This is a genomic window from Lacihabitans soyangensis (assembly GCF_024343775.1).
Lineage (GTDB): Bacteria > Bacteroidota > Bacteroidia > Cytophagales > Spirosomataceae > Leadbetterella > Leadbetterella soyangensis.
Genome location: NZ_RJUF01000003.1, coordinates 144,654 through 164,065 on the forward strand (window position 1 = coordinate 144,654; position 19,412 = coordinate 164,065).

Annotated in this window: 17 protein-coding genes; 10 read left to right on the forward strand and 7 right to left on the reverse strand. The window is 38.0% G+C overall.

The window, feature by feature from the left end; all coding sequences use genetic code 11:
* The first annotated feature begins 125 nt into the window (after window positions 1-125).
* From EGI31_RS02650 to EGI31_RS02660, 3 genes are read left to right on the forward strand one after another with little or no spacing between them, the layout of a single operon-like run.
* Window positions 126-1,181, forward strand: coding sequence for a ligand-binding sensor domain-containing protein (locus EGI31_RS02650; protein ID WP_255035587.1), 1,056 nt, complete (start codon window positions 126-128; stop codon window positions 1,179-1,181).
* Between the two features lie 31 nt (window positions 1,182-1,212).
* Window positions 1,213-1,626, forward strand: a complete 414-nt coding sequence (locus EGI31_RS02655) for a hypothetical protein (RefSeq protein WP_255035588.1) — start codon at window positions 1,213-1,215, stop codon at window positions 1,624-1,626.
* 2 nt (window positions 1,627-1,628) lie between these two features.
* Window positions 1,629-2,210 (forward strand): YceI family protein, encoded by a 582-nt coding sequence (locus tag EGI31_RS02660; RefSeq protein WP_255035589.1) that lies wholly within the window; start codon window positions 1,629-1,631, stop codon window positions 2,208-2,210.
* Between the two features lie 55 nt (window positions 2,211-2,265).
* Here the strand turns inward: EGI31_RS02660 and EGI31_RS02665 are convergent, their stop codons facing one another.
* The gene (locus EGI31_RS02665) at window positions 2,266-2,610 is read right to left on the reverse strand and encodes a LytR/AlgR family response regulator transcription factor (protein WP_255035590.1); all 345 of its coding nucleotides are present in this window, start codon (window positions 2,608-2,610) and stop codon (window positions 2,266-2,268) included.
* Between the two features lie 300 nt (window positions 2,611-2,910).
* Between EGI31_RS02665 and EGI31_RS02670 the strand changes: the two genes are divergently transcribed.
* Complete coding sequence (locus EGI31_RS02670; RefSeq protein WP_255035591.1) at window positions 2,911-3,657, forward strand: LytR/AlgR family response regulator transcription factor; 747 nt, start codon at window positions 2,911-2,913, stop codon at window positions 3,655-3,657.
* Between the two features lie 3 nt (window positions 3,658-3,660).
* Here EGI31_RS02670 and EGI31_RS02675 read toward each other — a convergent pair whose 3' ends face one another.
* Window positions 3,661-5,685: a tetratricopeptide repeat-containing sensor histidine kinase gene (locus EGI31_RS02675; protein WP_255035592.1), complete on the reverse strand. Its 2,025-nt coding sequence runs from the start codon at window positions 5,683-5,685 to the stop codon at window positions 3,661-3,663.
* A gap of 152 nt (window positions 5,686-5,837) precedes the next feature.
* Between EGI31_RS02675 and EGI31_RS02680 the strand changes: the two genes are divergently transcribed.
* The 3 genes from EGI31_RS02680 to EGI31_RS02690 all read left to right on the forward strand — a co-directional run bounded on the left by EGI31_RS02680 (window position 5,838) and on the right by EGI31_RS02690 (window position 8,855).
* Entirely contained in the window at window positions 5,838-6,512 is a 675-nt protein-coding gene (locus tag EGI31_RS02680) for a 3-keto-disaccharide hydrolase (RefSeq protein ID WP_255035593.1), read from the forward strand.
* Between the two features lie 133 nt (window positions 6,513-6,645).
* Complete coding sequence (locus EGI31_RS02685; RefSeq protein WP_255035594.1) at window positions 6,646-7,833, forward strand: hypothetical protein; 1,188 nt, start codon at window positions 6,646-6,648, stop codon at window positions 7,831-7,833.
* 29 nt (window positions 7,834-7,862) lie between these two features.
* Entirely contained in the window at window positions 7,863-8,855 is a 993-nt protein-coding gene (locus EGI31_RS02690) for an SDR family oxidoreductase (RefSeq protein WP_255035595.1), read from the forward strand.
* Window positions 8,856-9,139: 284 nt separating this feature from the next.
* Here EGI31_RS02690 and EGI31_RS02695 read toward each other — a convergent pair whose 3' ends face one another.
* Window positions 9,140-9,958 carry a metallophosphoesterase family protein gene (locus tag EGI31_RS02695; protein ID WP_255035596.1) on the reverse strand — a complete coding sequence of 273 codons (819 nt, stop codon included), beginning with the start codon at window positions 9,956-9,958 and terminating at the stop codon, window positions 9,140-9,142.
* 884 nt (window positions 9,959-10,842) lie between these two features.
* Between EGI31_RS02695 and EGI31_RS02700 the strand changes: the two genes are divergently transcribed.
* Window positions 10,843-11,814, forward strand: a complete 972-nt coding sequence (locus tag EGI31_RS02700) for an SGNH/GDSL hydrolase family protein (RefSeq protein ID WP_255035597.1) — start codon at window positions 10,843-10,845, stop codon at window positions 11,812-11,814.
* Window positions 11,815-11,838: 24 nt separating this feature from the next.
* Here EGI31_RS02700 and EGI31_RS02705 read toward each other — a convergent pair whose 3' ends face one another.
* Both EGI31_RS02705 and EGI31_RS02710 read right to left on the reverse strand, forming a co-directional pair.
* On the reverse strand, window positions 11,839-12,303 hold the full coding sequence (locus EGI31_RS02705) for a hypothetical protein (protein ID WP_255035598.1): 465 nt from the start codon (window positions 12,301-12,303) through the stop codon (window positions 11,839-11,841).
* A gap of 25 nt (window positions 12,304-12,328) precedes the next feature.
* Window positions 12,329-13,303: a ThuA domain-containing protein gene (locus EGI31_RS02710; protein ID WP_255035599.1), complete on the reverse strand. Its 975-nt coding sequence runs from the start codon at window positions 13,301-13,303 to the stop codon at window positions 12,329-12,331.
* Window positions 13,304-13,479: 176 nt separating this feature from the next.
* Here EGI31_RS02710 and EGI31_RS02715 point away from each other — a divergent pair, with 176 nt between their 5' ends.
* Together EGI31_RS02715 and EGI31_RS02720 are read left to right on the forward strand one after the other, a co-directional pair.
* The gene (locus EGI31_RS02715; protein WP_255035601.1) at window positions 13,480-14,280 is read left to right on the forward strand and encodes a hypothetical protein; all 801 of its coding nucleotides are present in this window, start codon (window positions 13,480-13,482) and stop codon (window positions 14,278-14,280) included.
* A 2-nt stretch (window positions 14,281-14,282) separates the two neighbouring features.
* Complete coding sequence (locus tag EGI31_RS02720; RefSeq protein WP_255035602.1) at window positions 14,283-15,287, forward strand: S41 family peptidase; 1,005 nt, start codon at window positions 14,283-14,285, stop codon at window positions 15,285-15,287.
* 140 nt (window positions 15,288-15,427) lie between these two features.
* Here EGI31_RS02720 and EGI31_RS02725 read toward each other — a convergent pair whose 3' ends face one another.
* Both EGI31_RS02725 and EGI31_RS02730 read right to left on the reverse strand, forming a co-directional pair.
* Complete coding sequence (locus EGI31_RS02725; RefSeq protein ID WP_255035603.1) at window positions 15,428-17,353, reverse strand: caspase family protein; 1,926 nt, start codon at window positions 17,351-17,353, stop codon at window positions 15,428-15,430.
* A gap of 14 nt (window positions 17,354-17,367) precedes the next feature.
* Complete coding sequence (locus tag EGI31_RS02730) at window positions 17,368-19,197, reverse strand: C1 family peptidase (RefSeq protein ID WP_255035604.1); 1,830 nt, start codon at window positions 19,195-19,197, stop codon at window positions 17,368-17,370.
* Window positions 19,198-19,412 lie beyond the last annotated feature (215 nt).

The window sequence follows — 19,412 nt, forward strand, 5'->3', positions numbered from 1 at the left end:
TTCGTTTTGCAATTATTTACATTCTATTTACATTTTTTGGGGTCATTGGGAATAGTTTTGGGTAGTTCTTAGGAGGCCGTGTGAAATAAACATGTTTTGAAAAGTATTTAAAAAAAAGTGGAGAAATGATGTATTTAAAAACCATTTTATTGATAATGATAAGTTTTGTAGCTTTTGGACAAAAATCGAACGAAAGGTTCCCAAAAAGCCAAACACCAGGATTCTTTACATTAAATACACTCAAAAATTCTTGTTTTGATAACTCTCAAAAAAAGCAAGTCAGTGAATACATCAGAGAGATTTATGAGGACAAAAAGGGCGTGTTGTGGTTTGGCACCAATGGTGATGGCGTTTGTAGGTACGATGGTTCGAAAATGCAGTATTTTACCAAAAAAGATGGCTTGGCGGGGAATCAAATAAATGGAATAACGGAAGACAAAAAGGGAAATATATGGCTGGCGACGGATGAAGGACTTAGCCGATACAACGGGAAAAAGTTTACCAATTACACTACAAAAAATGGACTGTCTGATAATCAATTGTGGAGTATTCTGTTGGACAGAAAAGGTAATGTTTGGATAGGGACTTTGGCCGGTGTAAATAAGTTTGACGGACGCAAATTTCATAAAATTGATCTGCCGAAATTGGAGAAACCGGGTATTTCGAGGTTCAACCAGTCTGTGGCTTGGAGTATGATAGAAGACCGCAAGGGAAATATTTGGTTTGGTACAGATGGGGGAGGCCTGAAGAAGTTTGATGGTAAAACATTTTATAGCTTTACACAGAAAGACGGCCTTGGTTCCAACAATATTAGAAGCGTTTTTGAAGACGACAAGGGCTTGGTTTGGATAGGGACACAAGGATCAGGCGTTAGCAGATTTGACGGCAAAAAATTCACAAATTTTAGCACAAAAAATGGCCTGAGTAGCAACGATGTCTGGACTATTTATGAAGACAAAAAGCATCAAATATGGTTTGGAACTGGTGGCGGAGGAGCGATTCGATACGACGGAAAAAGCTTTAAAACATTTAAGGAAAACAAAGGTCTTACAAAAAACCATGTTCAGAGTATCGGGCAAGACAAAAGGGGTAACCTTTGGTTGGGTTTTTCGGGTGGATTATACAGAATGAAGGGCGATACAGTTGAGAATGTGCCAGCTGGAATGTTGGTCGGATGTTAAGTATTTCAAATAAAACAAACAAATAAGAGGTATGAAAAAAATGATAGTGGTTTTTATGCTTGCTCTATTAGCAGAGTCTTATGGGCAAGACACTTTTTCAAGTTGTTCGGCCGTATTTCTTAACGACCAGATGATTGTGGACGAATATTCGGCCTCTGCCAAGGCAAAAATTTCTAAAGATGCCGTTGGGTGGATTTCGGCCGGTGCAGTGAACTTGGGTGATGTGAGTAAAGGGGAGAAGAAGGCCGAGATTACAGAAAAACTTGAGTTCGGAGTTGCGATTAAAGACGCAAATACCGGAACGATTATTCTTTTTTCAACTAAAACACTCAAGAAAATAGAAGCGGAGAAAGTCCTCGCAAAGTGTAAGAAAGGCGACTCGATAATTATCATGACCACCGATAATACATTTGCACTCCCTCACAACGAAATATTGGTTTATTGACTATGAAAAACATTCTAATACTACTTCTAGTGGCCTGTTTACCAGCTATTTCACAACAGAAATTGGTTTTGAATATCGCTGAAAGCAGTGTGCATTGGAAAGGAAAAATGTGGCTCGGAAACGACAGTCATGACGGGACTATTCGATTTTCTAATGGAAGTATGACGGTGGATAAGACAGGAAAAATAACCGCCGCAAGCTTCGAAATAGACATGAATACAATTCGGACAGAAGGTGCAAGGCCTGATAATGACGGACTGGCTGAGCACTTGAAATCAGAAGATTTTTTTGCTGTCAAAAGATTTCCGAAAGCGTATTTTGTGGCAACCCAAATAGATAAAACCGTTGTGCCGAACAATTATAATGTACAAGGCAATTTGACGATTAAGGGCGTACAGAAACTAATATCCTTTTCAGCGAAAATACTGGCAAGCCCAACTGGCACGAAAGCTGGTGCTGAAGCTACGCTTTTTAGGTCTTGGTGGGGAGTAAGTTACAAAGCACCAGATTTTCTATCCTCTCTAAAAAATGATTTAATTGCAGAGGAGGTACCTATTAAATTGAACTTGGTTTTTGTGAAGTAAGCTTGGTTTTGTTGAGAAATGTATGCGACATTAGCCGGTCATAATTTATAGCTATTTACACCAAAGTTTTTTTGATATACAATCGTTTTGAAGAGCCAAACATCAGGTCTATTTCTTGTCTTTTTCTACGAGAACATCCGCAAGAAAGACCATTTGTGAGTGAAAGAACCCCAGATTCGTACTTTAAGATGTATTCAGTATTAATCAAGAACGATTTGTGAGGTCTTATGAAGCCACAGCCTTCGAGCTTTTCTTCCATTCTTTTGAGGGTAGTGGCCACCAAAAATTCCCGTCCATCTTTCATTTTTACAATCGAATAGTTGGCTTTGGCTTGCACGTAAACTACGTCGGTTGATCGAACATTCTTTTGGCAACCAACAAAAATGTATTTTAGGTTCATAGGTTTTGTACTTGATACATGTTTTTTAAATAAAGTAGAGGGCTTTTATACCGCTCTACTTTAAAATTCATGGCAATAACTTTTTACTTCTTGGGTTTTGAATCCATCGCTCTTAATCTTTAGAGACGTTCAAAGAATTAACAACAGTACAATTTGGCGTGAAGATATTTCAGGCGAAAATAAATTTGAGGAATGCTATGGAAAAGTAGATTTCATACCGCCATTTGTAGATTAACAAAATATTAGGAAGACCGTTTGTAGATTATACCTAATTTTACGGAAAGGAATTAACCAAGTTGAATGTACAATTGTGTAATTGTCGATGACAGCCTCATAGAGCGGGATTTGATGGCCTTACATGTTTCAAAAATCAAAAACCTAAATGTCGTAGCCGAATGTGCTGATGGGCTAGATGCAATGGAGGTGATTCAAAATCAGGATATTGACATCGTTTTTTCGGATATTGACATGCCCGATCTTTCGGGAATAGGCCTAGTGAAGGCTCTAAAGAAAGCCCCAGTTTTTGTGTTTGTAACCAGTTATGCCGACTATGCCGTGGAGAGTTATAACCTTGACGTTATAGACTTTATTGTTAAGCCTGCAAGTTTTGAGCGGGTTTTTAAGGCAGCCAACAAGGCCATTGAGTACCTAGAACTCAAAAAAAAGCAAAATGAAGACCCGAGAATTGAAGCTATAAAACCAGAAACGGACACTTTTTTTTATGTTAAAGACAATCATTCTTACATAAAGGTGGTTTATGATGAAGTTTCCCACATAGAAAGCATGGGCGATTTTTCGAAAATTTATACCCTAAACAACAAAGTATATGTGGTTTTGGTGAGCCTTAAGAACATCATTGGTCAACTACCTCAAGACAATTTCAGAAGAGTACACAAACAATTTATCGTAAACCTTAAGCATATCTTGGCGATTCTCCCTACCGAAATAAACCTCTCCAATAATCAGTCGGTACCCTTTAGTGCCAGTTATAAGGCCGAGTTTATGGAAACCCAGGTGGACACAAAAACATTGAAAAGGTTTGGTTAATATTTATCCTTTTTGTAATTCAAGCGTAAACATACTACCTTCATTTTCAGCACTTTGTGCAGTCAGTTGACCTTTTATCAGTTTGGCAAAAGTCTTGGAAAGCATTAGCCCCATGCCGGTACCTTTTTCGTTTTGAGTACCCGTGCTACTTTCAATGAGTTGATTCTTTGGGTCGTTTATTTGTTGAAGTTTTTCGAGCGGTATTCCTTTTCCGTTGTCTTTTATGGCGACTTTTATTGCATTGTTTTCTTCTAAAGCTGTAACTTCTATCTTTCCATTTTTAGGGCTAAATTTTATGGCGTTGGCCAACAGATTCCTCACAATTAAGCTCAGCATATCGGTATCTACCAGAGCCGTGGAGGTTTCCGAAATCTGGTTATTTATCTCTATACCTTTCAACTCTGCTTGATTTTTGATGTTTTCAATTACCACATTTATTGCCTGAAAAAGGTTTTGTTGCCGGAGTATGGGTTTGTAGCCCTGCATTTGGCTAGCAGCCCAGCTGAGCATGTTTTCCATGAGACTAGTGGTGGAGGTCAGCTGATTCTTCAACTCGGCGGCATAGAGGCTTAGTTTTTCTTGAGAGATTTGGTGGTTTTCGAGCAAAGTGATAAACGAAATGAGGGCATTCACAGGCGTACGCATGTCGTGGCTCACTAGGCTAAACATCTTGTCTTTCACCATTCCGAGTTGTTCTAATTCAATTTTTTGTTTAGAGATTATATCGTTTAATTTCTTGGTTTTCTGTTGGTTACGATAAACTAAAATCGCAAGCACCAGTAAAACTGAAGCAGATATTCCGAGAATCCATTGGATCTTTTTATCAAATTCCTGCTTGCTTTTATATTCTTCCTCTTTGATTTCAAAGTCAAGTTTTAGCTGTTTTCGGGTAATTTCCTTTTCTTTTTCTTGGTCTATAATTTGATCTTTTACAAGCAAAAACTCACGGTGTCTTTCAAGGGCTGCTTGATAATTCCCCAATCGTTCTTCTACTACGTTCAGTTTTTCGAGGGCCTCTTTTTGGTTTTCAAGAAGTTTCGTTTTTTTCGAAAGAGTGAGGCTTTTGGTCAGAAACGTTTTGCTTTCAGCGTAATTTTGGTTTTTCAGGTGATGCAGCCCTAGTGAAAGATACAAGTCGCTCAGGTTTTCGTCAATATTTCTTTTTTCAGCTATTTCTAGGGCTAAATTATAGTTTATCAGGGCATTCTTTTCGTCATTAATCTGGTCATAAAGTTCGGCTTTTTGCATGTAAACCGTTCCGTTTAGCCCCTCATCTTTCATAGCTTTAGCCACTTTTAGTGCTTCGTTAAGATATTTAAAAGCTAGGCCTGACTGTTGGTTTTTAGAGATATTGAGCTGTTTTAATTCTTCAGAATGGCATTTCATGTACGCCTCGGCTAGATTTAAGTTGGCCGAATATACGCCGTAGTTTATTCCATTTTCCGAAAGTACAAAAGCTTGATTGGCCTTTTTGATGTATTCGATGGCCTTTAAAGGTTGACTGAGGTACAGATAAATATTGCCGATATTCATGTAGCAAGAGTATAGGTCGTCTTTAAGACCTTCTTGTTTATACAGCTCCATTGCTTTTTCGGTGGCTCCAAGTGCTTTTGGATAGTCTGAAATTGTTGAATATAAAGCACTTAAGTTTAGATAAAAATTGGCTTCTTTAGATCTGTTTTTTCTTTCGAGAGCTTGCTCTATACCTTTTAGATATATTTTTTCGGCTTCCAGAAACCTAGAATTCCCATGGTAACACATCCCTAGGCGTTCGTAAACATTAAGGTAAATATTGGTGTTTTTTAGGTTTTTTGAGGCGTCTAATGCTTTCTGGCCATATTCTGCTACTTTATTAAAGTTGGGAATTTTGTTGTACGCCACAAAAATTTTGATGTAATGCTTTGTCTTTACGGAGTCGTTGGTGAAACTTTTTTCTGGAATGGCCAAAAGGCTATCAAGGTTTGGTTTTTGGGCTGTGGCCAAAAGAGAAATATTTATGGCCAAAAAAGTAAAAACAAGTTTAAACATTTATCCTGCAAAAGGTACGGTAAGCCATTCTGGCTTTGACATAGCAAATTTATAGAAATCTAATCTTGATTTTGCCAAAACCCTCAATTTATAACAGAATTCTTGCGAGAGATTTAGTACTTTTAAAATCAAAATTCGACCAAAATAAAATTATGAGTTTAAACAAAGCATTCTTGCTTATTTTGTGGTGCCTGGGATTCTCCGTAACTGCCCAAAAACCAGCGATTAGCCTATTTAATGGGAAAGATTTCACCGGCTGGCACATAGATGTGCCCAAACTTGACGAAAACCCCAATGGTAAGAACCCATTTATCGTCCGAGAGGGTAAATTGGTGAGCTTGGCGGATCCACAGGGCCACATCATCACAGACAAAGTCTATGAGAACTTTGAGCTCGAAGTCCAGTACCGTTTCGCTGGAAAACCAGGCAACTGTGGCGTTTTGGTGTTTTGTTCTACGCCACGAATACTTTACAAAATGTTTCCAAAATCCATTGAATGCCAGCTTATGCACACCAATGCAGGCGATTTTTGGTGTATTGGTGAAGACGTTGTCACGCCAAATATGGAATCTCGCCGAGGCAAAAAGGAGGATTGGGGCGTAACCGAAGGCAAAGAACGCCGAGTGAAAAACCTCACGGATAATTCAGAAAAACCGGTAGGGGAGTGGAATACCATGAAAGTAAGGTGCGATGGAAATAAAATAACCGTTTGGGTAAATGGCGACCTTGTAAACGAAGGTTTTGCAACAGCGAGTAAGGGTCAAATAGCCTTACAAGCCGAAGGTTCGGAGGTTGAATTTAGGAAAGTGGAGCTGAGGGAGTTGTGAGTTTAATGAATTGTGTAATTTTCTATTTGTTTATTTTTTCAAAATATAATTACTTTAACAATTATTTAGAACCAAGCAACTCGTTCCTGAATATTAAATCACCTTTTATTTTATAACCACAAAAATTTAAATTATGTTTTATTCCGCAAACAAAACAAGCCTACTCACATTTTTATTAGTACAATTTTTTTTAACCACCTACTCACAAACGGTTTTTAAAAAAGGTTATTATCTCGATAAAACAGGCCAGAAAGTACAATGTTTGATAAAAGACGAAGATTGGTTAAAGAACCCGAAGGTTATTGAAACCCGATTGGAGGATAACGAAGAAATAAAATTAATCTATCCAAAGGATATTCAAGAATTCGAAATTTATGAAAACAGCAAATATTTAAGTAGGACAGTTAAAATTGATGTTTCTTCTGATGATATTGGGAAACTAACCTCTGACAAGGAGCCCCTTTGGGAAGAGCGAGAAGTGTTTTTAAAAGTATTGCTTGAGGGTATCAAAGGGTCGTTGTATTCGTTTAATGGAATTGGTTTTCGTAGACTCTTTTTTTCTAATAATTCCCAAAATTTAGAGCAGCTTATTTATAAGAAATTTATTGTTACCGAATCAAAAACAGCTTATAATTTAGCTTTTAAGTCCCAATTGATAAATTTAGTTGGAGAGGATCAGAGTCTTAGAATACTTAATATGAATTATTCTGAGCAGGCAATTATGGATATTTTTAAATTCTTTAATAACAACGACTATAAAGAGTTTGTCCGAAAGGAAAAGAGAGATAGGTTTGAGCTTAAAGTACTACCAGGACTGTCCTACTCTGATATGACTTTAAATCTTGGAAGGTCCCAAGTTAAATATGAAAATCAGTTTGACTATCGGATTGGTTTAGAGCTTGGTTTTACCTTGCCTTTTTTCAATAACTCTTGGAGTGTAATTGCAGAACCGAATATATACATAAGCCCTACAAGGAAACCACAAGGTCAAGTGGCTATCCAGGATATTGAATATAAGTTTTTGACTGTTCCTTTGGGCATTAAAGGTAAATCATTTCTAGATAAGAAACGGAGTTTGGTTTACAAGGGATTGTTTGATTTTGGAACAAAAATATACCCGAGTTTCAATAGAAATGAAGGAAATGGATTTATCTTCTCGGGAGGAACCAACCTTACTGTTGGAGTGGGTTACGAAGTTGGTAAATCTTGCTTTGAATTTAGATATGTTACAAACTCGAATATTTTGCGTCTGTACCCAGATTATAATTCTCTACATCAGAAGTTTATGATCGTTTATGGATATAGTTTGTTGAAAAAGTAGTTTACAGAATATAGAATCTCCTTAAAAAAATGAAAGTATTATTTATAGGCGGTACAGGCAACATCAGCACTCCCGTAAGCGAAATGGCCATTGCACGAGGCATAGATTTGTATCATCTTAATCGTGGCAATAGAACGCCGATAGAGGGAGTTAAGAACTTGGTTGCCGATATTGAGAACTTAGCCGAAACCGAGAAAGTATTAAGAACCCACGAGTGGGATGTGGTGGTAAACTGGATAGCTTATACACCTGAGCAGGTGCAGCGAGATATCGATCTTTTCAAAAACAAAACTCGGCAGTATGTATTCATCAGCTCGGCATCGTGCTACGAAAAACCGCCGACCAATTATATTATCACCGAGTCTACTCCACTCAAAAACCCGCATTGGCAATACTCCAGAGACAAAATAGCGTGTGAAGATTTGCTCGTAAAAGCTTTCAGAGAGCAGAATTTTCCAATGACCATCATCAGGCCTTCACATACTTACTATTCGGTCTTTCCGCTGTCTTTGGGTGGGTGGATGGAGTTCAACGCCGTCGATCGTATGCGAAAAGGCCAGCCTGTGGTGGTGCAAGGCGATGGCACATCACTTTGGACAGTTACCCACGCACGTGATTTTGCAAAAGCATTTTTAGGTATGATGGGCAGACCAGCGGCTATAGGAGAGGCATATCATATCACCTCCGACGAAGTACTCACTTGGAACCAAATCTACACCCAACTGGCTGAGGCAGCAGGAGCTAAGGCTGATATTGTGCACGTGCCTTCTAAAAAAATCATAGAATACGCTAACGAAAATGGCTTTGAGTCTGAAGAAGGTGGACTATGGGGCGACAAATCGCATTGTGCGATATTTGACAACACTAAAATCAAACGCTTAGTACCCGATTACGTGGCCACCATTCCTTACGCCGAAGGTATCAAAGAAACAATTGCCTGGTTTGAGGCAGACCCAGCTAGAATGATTATCAATCCAGTAACCAACAAGCTTTTGGATGGTTTGGTGAAGAAGTGGGGGTGAAGCTTGAATTTAAGAATTTGGCTAAAGCCCAAAGTAGATATAATAAACAAACACCAGCTAAAGCTGGTGGGAATTCAAAAATAAATCGATCTAATTTTAACGCTGCGAGATTTTAATTACCACTGGCTTTAGCCAGTGGATGGTGAAAAGTCAGAACTTGTTTGACTTTAGTCAAATTGCGGTAATTGGAATATTCTGTTTCAAGATAAATGAATAGAGTTTATCTAATAACAAAACCCGTCTCAGGTCCGACCTATGGGTCTGACCGCCTTACAGGAAACACCCTAAACCGATATCTTCTCCTCCAAAATTCTAACAGTTGGATTCATCATATAAGTCAAGATACTATTGTCTTTCATGACTTCTACCACCCTGAAACCGCGGTATTCGGTGCCCCAGTTGCCGCCAAAGTGGGCATCAAAAAGGTAGGGGAGGCCATTATGCATTTTTAGACCGTCAAGTGAATGGATATGCCCATGAAAAACGGCTTTGATATTCTTGTATTCACCGAAAAGTTTTATCAAATCGGGGCTATCGATGCAATGTTCCACCCAAGGAACCTGCGGAACGTGTAGAAAAATAAAGGTGTTTTTTTGTGCTTTGGCCTTTTCGAGTTCGCTTCTCATCCAATTGAGATCAGGCATCAAATATTCGCCTTTGATGTTAGAGGTATTTCCCAATATTACTGCGTGATTTTTTGTGGTAAAACTATGATTTACAGGCATTTTCCATACTTCTTCCCAAAGGTTGTCCGACACCCTGTCGTGGTTACCTCGGGTTACGTAATAAGGCGTTTTGAGTTGGTCTAGCTTTTGTTTTACTTGTGGCAACAGGCTGGGGTCGTCGTGAAAAAGGTCGCCGTTGATGACACAAAAATCAACTTTTTCTTTTTCGGCAAACTTATTTACGTGGCCAATCAGGGTATCGTGCATGGTATCAAACTCCGTTTTGGGCTGACCATAATGACCATCAGATGCCACGATGAAGCGGAGTTTCACCTTACTTCTTGAAGCCACAAAGCTGTCTGCAGAAAAAGCTTCACCAGACAAAAATACGGCACCCGAAAGCCCCAATGTTTTTAGAAAATCTCTTCTATTTTTCATGATTGTATTTGTTTTTTTACACAGAGTCACACGGCGTTTTTTTTTACTCAGATTGCGTTTTTGAGTCTCACAAAGTTTTTAGCTTTGTTTAATTCCTAGCGTCTTCCCGCCTTTGCGGTTACAAACTATGTTCTCTCTGTTTAATAATTCGACACAGTGTCACGCAGAGATTTCTTGAATTCGCTTTGCGTTTTTGAGTCTCACAGAGTTTTTCGCTTCGCTCATTTCCTCGCGTCTTTCCGCCTTTGCGGTTAAAAACTATGTTCTCTTTGTTTAATAATTCGACACAGTGTCACGCAGAGATTTCTTTTATTCGCTATGCGTTTTTGAGTCTCACAGAGTTTATACGTAAGAGTTTGTTTTCCAAAGGCTTTGGGTTTTTAAATTTGTGTTAAAAGTATTAGAATTTATGAATTTCTACATTCAAAATTTGGTTGAATAAATTCTTTCCCTAAATTTCGGGTTTTTCAGGCTTAATCTCGGTTAAACGCTTATGGTTTTGACAATTACAAAAGAATAATTAGGACGAATATACAATATTTTATGCATCGTAGCCTAAATTCTTTTTGAACCAGAAAATTTAAATAAGCAATTCAATTTGACTGAAATTTTCCCAAATACAAAGTAATAAGACCCAAAATTTTCTTACTATAAAGATGACTAAAAATCAATTAAACACAATTGGTCTTTTAATTTCGATTTTACTTTTTAGCCTAGCAATTTTTAGACAGGACCTGTTTTTCTGGCCGAGCAGACCACGAATAAACTATTTTTTATCGCAATATTTCAATAATTATTTAATTTCTCTTTCTTTCATACTGTTTTCCATTTTTTTTTCAAAACTATTAAGGCAAAAATGGTGGTTACTACTTTCTTTTTTTCTTTTGTTAGAAATCGCTTATTTGTTCTCATTAAACTTCGGACCTGTCTTTTTCTTTGACAAAATAAGAAACACAAAATTACTTTATCACTTTCAAAGAGTTAGCCTTTCCGTCAGACCTTTGATACAGTTTGAAAAAGAATGTTCGAGATTTGACAAAGAACTACTTTATACTTTAAAACCAGGTAGATCGTCTTTTAATCACCATGAATTTGACATTCAGTTAGAGATTAATTCAGTTGGACTTAGAGATAAAGAAAATGATTTGGCTTCTCCCAAGGCTATTTTTTTAGGAGATTCCTATACGATGGGGTGGGGTGTAGACCAAGAGAATACTTTTGTGGAATTGTTCCAAAAAGCTTCAGGTCTAAAATCACTAAATGCGGGAGTTTCTTCTTATGGTACTGCAAGAGAATATTTGATGTTTAAAAGGTTGCAAATGGACTCTCTGAAATTGGTTGTCATTCAGTTTAATGAAACGGACCCTCCAGAAAATCAATATTTTATAAAAAACCAAACACTAGGTATTAAAAAGGAAGAAGATTATAATGGTTCTGTATTGTCGAATAGTAAACTTAAAAAGTATTATTTATTTAAGTACATAAAATCGGCTTTTATGATCTTTGTAAACGAAAGTCTGATTCCATCATTGAAGAAAGAAAAAATAAGGAACAGTTCATTCGAAGAAGAGTTTCCAAATTATGCCCCTGAATTCATTTACTTCGTGGAAAATATCAGAAAAATGTACAATGGTGATATTTTAATAACTTATATTGGAGGTTTTAATACGCCGAAGAATGTCATAAATACTTTTCAAGATCATTTCAAGGGCAGTGAAAGAGTTCATTTTTTAAATCTCGGAGAGACATTGAAACCAAGCGATTATTTTTATTTAGACGATCATTTAAACACTCATGGGCACAAAAAGGTATCTGATGAGTTGGTTCGAAAATTTGCTGGTTTAAATAAGGATTAAACCCATGGCCAATCACTAACAATACTAACTATAAAACAGGCCCCAATCGTCAGGAATATCGTTGGATTTGTCGAAACTGTTTACCCAATCGACAAAAAGAATTCTGAATTCCTCCATCTCCTCACGCAAAAGATTGAGGTGTTCTTCATAGCCAAGGTTCATCATTTTAAGTCCAGACGTAATGGTAATAATACTTCTAGCATGAACTTTAATGAGTACCGCATTTTCCATTCGGAGTGTGTAAAGATCACCAGCCTCTGCACCTCTTATTTTGGCATTTATGATAGCAATATCTTCAAAAAGGGTTTCTTGGTAGCGAAATTTGTCCTTTTCTGAGTCTATAGTTGCAACGAGGCTACTTATGGTCTCAAAAATCTCATTACCTTTCTTTGTAATGGGCAAATTTGCTACCCTTTTACGTTCCTCTGCCCTTTTTCTTTCAAACTCTTCGTCACTTTCGAAGTCGTCGTCATCATCGTCAAAGTCCATTTTTTCAGATAATTTGAATTTAACCTCACTTCACAAACGCCCGTGAACTCGTTTTATCCACAGTCGGAAAATCTGAGGGAATCGGAATGGTCACTTTTCCAGTAGCCGCCCATTGTGAGCCTCGGAGTAGGGTAGTGATAAACCCTACGCACTCCACAGAGTAATCAATATGGCCCATTGGTGTATGGAAAATCCGCCCTTTGCCGTAGTCTATGGTCATGAGCATAGGTTCGTGGCGTGCGGTTCCTCTGTTTTCTTTTGATGAATATGCCGTGGCCAAAACCTTCATGTTTTCGGCCGGGCCTCGCAGACGGTCATATAGTTCGTCTTTGGCGTGGAGCCATTTCATAGGCATACCTTTGGTTATCGGATGCTCGGCGTCTCTGACTTCTATGGTGTATTCGTGCTGTGGTCCATGTGAGCCAGCTTTTCCAGGCGAGTTGTCTCTAACCAATTTGCCGGCATCGTCAAAATAGACATACGGGCCATCTTTTTCGGTGCGGTCGCCCCAGCCACCCAAACCAATCATTTGGTTATAAGCTGGCCAAGTCGGAAACGAATTATCTGCTGCGTGGATAATTACTACTCCACCGCCTTTTTTCACAAAATTGTCAAAGGCTTGGTTGGTGGCATCCGGCCAAGGGGCGGCATTCCAGCCAAAGTTGACAATTACCAGGTCGTATTTCTTAAAGTCAGGTGAGAAATTAGGGTCGGCTTTTGGCTTTTTCTCGGCTGTTGTTTGAGGCACACCAGCTATAGCAAAATCATTGATTTGGCCATCGGCTTCTCCCCAAGTATAGGCACTGCGTTGCACATCGACCTTAAAAAGACCGGTTTCCTCCAAGTACTTCTTCATCATGTAGGTAATCTTTGGCCAGTGTGTATGGTTATTCTGACCGTCTACAATAAGCGTTTTAATAAGTTTTTTCTTGGATTGGGCAGTGGAGGTATTGACCATAAAGAATGCTAAAGCAAATAAAATAAGGTATTTGATTTTCATTGAAACATTGGGGTTGAATTTGGTATAAAGATATAAAACAAATATTTAAATCGAATTGGGTTTTTCTTTCAAAAACGACAAGTTATGGGTTTTCGGAACAAATAAAACGGAAAAACTAGGTCTCAGAATATTTAAGAGTAGAAAACAGGACTATTTTTACAAAAAAATAATTGAAATTGAAGAAGCTGTTAATGTTACTTTTTTTGGCCACCAATTGCTATTCACAACATTTTTTGAGAGACATTAAAAAAGAAATTGATGCATGGCGACAGAAAGAATGGAACCACGAAAGTATTTATAAGTATAGTGCTTTAGGTGGGGTTCAGCAAAATTTGCAACAACAAAGTTTTTCACAAAATCAATTTAGGGGTTTAGGTCTGGCCGTTTTTGGAAGCAAAGTGGTGGACAGAACTAAATACGAAATGGGCGTTGAACGGTATTTGAGTGCTTTGCCATTTTACAAATCAGAAAATGGATCGGCCAATTCATACTCCGGAAATATGTCTTTAGCAAGGCATTATTTGAGAAAAGTAAATAAGAACTTTGCCATTGGAGCTCAAGTTTCTTTTAATGTTTCTGCCCGATTTGGGCCCGAATACGATAACAATTCTATTTCGTCGGAAGTATTTTTGAGCCTAAATCCGAAAATAAAGTATGTAAGAGAATTTAGATTACTTAGAAAAAGCTACGCCATCGATTATAGCCTTTCGGCATCATTGGCCAGTGTAGGATTCTGGACGCCAACTTTTACCTCCAATTTTACCAACAATAAGTTTGATGGATTTCTTCCAAACTCTTACAACGCTGTCAATAGCAGGCTTTTGTTGAGATTTCCGAACAAAAAGCGTATTACAAGTATAAGCCCAATGCTGGGCTACGGTTGGAACTTACAAGCCCTTACACCGAGCAAATATCCAAGTGTAATCAACGGCACCCACACCATTTATTTAATAGCTAACCTTCATAAAATCAAGTAAATATGAAAAAGTATATCGTTTTAGTATTTGCCGTTTTTTTGTTGTCATGTGAGAGCCTTTTCATGAAGCCTCAGCCTGAAAATACCCCGAAATCAATCTTTGATCAAGTATGGACTTTCGTAAATGAGAAGTATGCTTTTTTTGAATTTAAAAATGTGGATTGGAAGCTGATTTATAACAAATACCAGACTCGGATAAGTGATAATATGTCTGACGAGGAGCTTTTTCAGGTATGTTATGACATGTTGTATGAGCTAAAAGACGAACACACCAACCTCATTTCCAAGTTTAATGTCTCACGAAATCCTGAAGTATTTTTGGATTATCCTGAAAATTATTCGGGAGATTTATTGAACAGAAACTATTTCAAAGGCCGCACTCAGATTGTGTCTCCGTTCTCTTATTTTGATTTTGGCGATGTGGCTTATTTTAGGTATGACTCGTTCATAGATAGCATTTCGGACGAAGCCCTCGATTATATTTTAGAAAAGTCAAAAACAAAAAAAGGCTTGATATTGGATGTGCGGAATAATGGGGGAGGTGCCGTCATAAATATAGATAAGTTGGCAAGCAGATTTATTAGCGATACGACGTTATTGGGAACTGAATTTCATAAAAACGGACCAGGTAAAAATGATTTTGTAGAAGAAAAGTCTGAAATTTATCCTGCTAAAGACGTTGAAACCTATCTCGACAAACCCCTTGTAATTCTGACAAACCGTGGGTGTTACAGTGCTACCAATATGTTTGCAGCATTTATGAAAGGTCTTAAAAACGTAACACTAATTGGTGGAAAAACTGGCGGTGGCGGAGGCTTACCTACAGCCACTGAGCTAAGTAATGGTTGGATTTTACGAGTTTCTGGTTCAATAACTTTAGACCGAAATGGCTTTAATATCGAAAACGGGATAGAACCCGATATGAAAATAGATATGTCGAAAGCGGATATGGATAAAGGGAAAGATACTATTTTGGAGGAAGGGATGAAGGTGATTAGGCAGAATTGAGACAAGCTTTGTTGATTTAAAACCACCCTATGAAATTTACACTTTAAGGCAATTGTGAAAAACTCAGTAGCAATTCTATATGTAAAAAATAATATCCTAAGCAGTCTCTATTCTATGAGTTGCTATTTTGCAAAATAATATCAATGCCTAAAATAAAAATCTCCATCAAACTCGGAATACCAAGCGGGTTTTTGCTGGTCGTTGGTTTTGAGTTTTACGGCTTTTGAGGTTTCTTTTACTACTTCCTCTAGCTTAAGGTTGGGTTTGTCAATAAACTTCAGCAATTCTCCCGTGAAAATACCGTTTCGGCTTCCTTCGCCTTCTAAGGCCGTTTGGTTGGCCGATGCAGCATAAAATATAAATGAGCCTTGTGGGTTTTGGGTAGGGGCAGACAGGCCTCGTGAGCCAGAGCCACGGGTGGCGTTTCTGGCATCCAGCGGATTATCTCTACAAGCATCCAAAATGATGATGTTTACTTTTGAGTTGGCTTTTTTCATTTGTCCAAAAAGCTCGTCCACTTCCACACAATATTTGTTGAAATCTTGGTCGGTTTTGATGGCTTCGGCATCTATGGGTACCAGAAAATTGGTGCCGCTGCCGTTTTGCAAACCGTGGCCAGCATAAAAAAACATACCCACGTCATAACTGGCCAGTTCTCTACCGAATTTTATAAATGCCATGCTCATTTCTTCGGCTTTCAGGTTTTTGTGTTTGATTACCTTAAAACCCAATCCTTCGAGTTTTTTGGCCATGTCGTCCACGTCGTTCAGCGTGTTGTTGAGGGGTTTGTGTTTGTAGGCGGCATTGCCTATCAAAAGGGCTATTCTCCGCTCTTCAGCCTCTGGATTTTGCGATTTTATTTTGTATATTTTTCGACTTGACTCCACACTTCCTCCAGAGTTTTTAGCCACAAATCTGAGGTTTGTAAGGTTGGCGTTGGGTGGTATAGTTACCTGTTTTTCAAATCTATATGGGCAGTCGGGTTGTTTGGATGGTACTATGACGAAATCTCTAGAAGTTAGCTCTACACCGTCGGCATACAAACTCATGGTTGGTTTTTCCGAACTATTTACACATGCTTTTATGGTTACTACATTTTCTGAAGTTTCTATAGTTTCTTGTGCTGGATATACCCAGCTGATGGTTGGTTTTGAATACTTAGGCGTATTTTTTACAACCACTTCCTCTTCTTCAGTTTCGCCGCAATCTACACTTAAGGTTTCGAGTTTGTTCTTGCTGAAATTATCGTTTGAATTTAATTTTATGGCATATTCAAAATTCTCTTTGGCTTTTTCACAATCTTCCAGTTTGATATAAATCATACCTAAGTTTCTGAAAGCCAAATAAATGTCTTTCATGTTAAGGTCGATAGATTTTTGGGTGTCTTCTATTGCCTCATCGATATTGTCCAACATGATTTTTGAAAAACCACGGTAATGATATCCGTAAGGATCATTGGGTTTTTGTTTGATATAAAAATCAAAGTCTGCTATACTTTGTTTCCATTTACCATTGCTCAGATAGGCATTTCCTCGCCAATAGTAGAGGCTGTAATCTGTTGGTTTATAGGGCATACTGAGCGTATAATTCTCAGCAGCTTTACCAAAGTCAGAAAGTGCGTAGTAGGCGTTGGCTATTTGATAATAGCAGTCTCCGGGGCTGTATTTATACATCAAAGCAAAGTTAAAATCTTTGATGGCTTCGTTGTATTGGCCACGTTTGTGCTGGGCCAGGGCTCTGTCATAAAGGGTCAATCCATACGCTTTCAAAATATTGGCGGGCATTTCTCCGATTTTGGTGTATCCGAGTTTGTTGAGGTCTTTTACAGCAAGGTTATAGTCTTCGTATGCTTCGTTGTATTGTTTTTGGTAATATTTACACAATCCTCTGTAAGTTAGGGTATTATATGCCGGTTCAATGTCTTCATCTAGGGCACTATCGAATGCTATCTGGGCATTTTTGTAGTCTGCTTTTTTGTAATATTCTACACCTTTTTGGTAAGAACTTTGTCCAAAACTCAGCAAAGGCAGCAATATTATTATCAATATATAAAGTTTGTTTTTCATTGAATTCATGGGTTTTAATTCACATGGTTTATTTCTAGGGTAATAGGGATTACGGTTTTGCCGTTTAGTTTTGCTTCAAAGTTTATTTTGTCTTTGGCTAGGTTTATGCTTCTGTTTTCTACCATTTTATTTTGAAGGACGGCCTTTAGCTTGGTATCAAAACTACCCGATTGCCTTTGCATTTGTTTGGTTATGGCTTTTATGTCTAATTCTTCTTTCGAAAACAAAATACAAAGATAATCTGTGCCGATGTTGTTGTCCAGCTGTACCCAATAATCTTCGTTGGGTATCATAATTTCGTTTTTGGAGTAGTCTAAAAGGGCACTGTATCCATCAAAAGGGAAGATATTGCTTACTTTTTGGGTGTTGGTGCCATAACTTAGTAAATACACATAAGCGGGTTGATTGTTGGTAAAACTCAAACGAAACTGTGTGCCTGTGCTGTATGATTTGGTGGCGGTGTAGTTTACGGTTTCGGTTGTAGAATTATTTAATCTCACCGGCATGCTATTGCCATTGTCTAATATTACCTCAAAACTTCCTGCCAAATCGGCCCAGGTATTGTTTGGTGTAGAGGCTTCATAATCAGCCATTTCATAGGCTTCGTAGGTTACTGCTGCAAAGTCTTTGTATTTAAGCCACGTAAAGCCCTCGTTTCCCCAAAACGTACCCCAACTATTGATGATTTCAAATGCACCGCCATATTTTGTGTCGTCGTATCCAATCACAGTAATGGCATGTCGGCTAACCATTTTGCCCTTTTTGCCTTCCCAAAGCCCTTTGGTGGCTGAAGCACTTGGTCTTTGGAACGAATCATAAACTTCCATGGCAATCACTACGGGGCGTTTTTCTGATAGACTTTTTTTGATGTTTTCCATCATTTGGCTGCGGTCAGAATTGTAATCTCTCGAAAGACGTTTGTAGTTTTTGATTTTGAATTTTGATGCCATTCTTACGTCTTGATTTTCGATAACAGGGGAGCAGCTGTACTCAAAGTCAACGTTTTTGATGGATCCTAAATCTTTGATAAGTTTGACGGCATCTTGTATGTAAGAGCCTTGTTTACACGCCGCTTCGGTTTGGCTAGATTTTATCTGACTATAAGTAAACGACGGTGCAAAGGTTTCAGCGGTAATGGTTTGTCGGTTTTTTATGTTGTTCCTGATGGCGTAAAGAATCGTTCGGGCAGCGTAAGTGGTAGACCAGCCTACGCAGTCGCTGTATTGTTGTAAACCGGGTTTCGGGCAATATTCTTTCAAAGAAAACCGCTCTGGCAGACTTGTGTAGGACCTGTTAATGAGTCTCGATACTTGTGGAATGGATTGATATTGAGCTTCGTCGCTCATCAAACCAGTGAGTGTGGGAAGACTTTTGTCGTATTTGTTTTGTAAAAAATCAAAGGCTTTTTTTACGGCATTTTCATCGAATCGGCTTTTTAGATATGGCTCGATGTAATTGCCATAGTTTTGTTCAAATGATTGGCCATTTCTTGCCAAAATATCCATTATGTTGGTTAGCTCCTTTTCTAATGGTATGTTTTCTGACTCCGAAAAAGAGCGGGTAGTTGTACTTTTTGAAAGCTCTTGGTTTTTTATCAAAATGCCTAATTCTGTGGTGTTTATATTAGGGATATTACTATCAATATTTATAAATCCGCTTGGAGAAAGTAGGTTTAGTTTACTTTCTTTTCCAAAAATTAGCAGAGATTTTTCTGAAACCTGGTCTCCTTTTTTTAGTACTTTTCCATTAAGAGAAACCTGTCCTTGAGTTTCTAAAACGTAGATCTGGGCTTTGGAAATATTAGATAAAAAGACACAAAGAATCAGGAAGAAGGTTTTTTTCATTTAAATATTTTAGGTTTTAATGGCTAGGGTATGACAATTTACCTTTCAAACCTCAATATTAATCTTGAAAATTCATAGTTCGGCGATTTTAACCGTCAATTAACATAAATTTTTAAATGGAAATTTGTAAACGGAGGACAAAATCTATTGTTTCACGATAATCTTGGAATATATAAATATTGAAACCTCTTTATCTTACAGACCTAAATTTGTAT

Excerpts from the sequence above, each read along its gene's own strand:
- EGI31_RS02650 (WP_255035587.1), top strand. The coding sequence starts at position 126 with ATGATGTATTTAAAAACCATTTTATTGATAATGATAAGTTTTGTAGCT.
- EGI31_RS02655 (WP_255035588.1), top strand. The coding sequence starts at position 1,213 with ATGAAAAAAATGATAGTGGTTTTTATGCTTGCTCTATTAGCAGAGTCT.
- EGI31_RS02660 (WP_255035589.1), top strand. The coding sequence starts at position 1,629 with ATGAAAAACATTCTAATACTACTTCTAGTGGCCTGTTTACCAGCTATT.
- EGI31_RS02665 (WP_255035590.1), bottom strand. The coding sequence starts at position 2,610 with ATGAACCTAAAATACATTTTTGTTGGTTGCCAAAAGAATGTTCGATCA.
- EGI31_RS02670 (WP_255035591.1), top strand. The coding sequence starts at position 2,911 with ATGTACAATTGTGTAATTGTCGATGACAGCCTCATAGAGCGGGATTTG.
- EGI31_RS02675 (WP_255035592.1), bottom strand. The coding sequence starts at position 5,685 with ATGTTTAAACTTGTTTTTACTTTTTTGGCCATAAATATTTCTCTTTTG.
- EGI31_RS02680 (WP_255035593.1), top strand. The coding sequence starts at position 5,838 with ATGAGTTTAAACAAAGCATTCTTGCTTATTTTGTGGTGCCTGGGATTC.
- EGI31_RS02685 (WP_255035594.1), top strand. The coding sequence starts at position 6,646 with ATGTTTTATTCCGCAAACAAAACAAGCCTACTCACATTTTTATTAGTA.
- EGI31_RS02690 (WP_255035595.1), top strand. The coding sequence starts at position 7,863 with ATGAAAGTATTATTTATAGGCGGTACAGGCAACATCAGCACTCCCGTA.
- EGI31_RS02695 (WP_255035596.1), bottom strand. The coding sequence starts at position 9,958 with ATGAAAAATAGAAGAGATTTTCTAAAAACATTGGGGCTTTCGGGTGCC.
- EGI31_RS02705 (WP_255035598.1), bottom strand. The coding sequence starts at position 12,303 with ATGGACTTTGACGATGATGACGACGACTTCGAAAGTGACGAAGAGTTT.
- EGI31_RS02710 (WP_255035599.1), bottom strand. The coding sequence starts at position 13,303 with ATGAAAATCAAATACCTTATTTTATTTGCTTTAGCATTCTTTATGGTC.
- EGI31_RS02720 (WP_255035602.1), top strand. The coding sequence starts at position 14,283 with ATGAAAAAGTATATCGTTTTAGTATTTGCCGTTTTTTTGTTGTCATGT.
- EGI31_RS02725 (WP_255035603.1), bottom strand. The coding sequence starts at position 17,353 with ATGAAAAACAAACTTTATATATTGATAATAATATTGCTGCCTTTGCTG.
- EGI31_RS02730 (WP_255035604.1), bottom strand. The coding sequence starts at position 19,197 with ATGAAAAAAACCTTCTTCCTGATTCTTTGTGTCTTTTTATCTAATATT.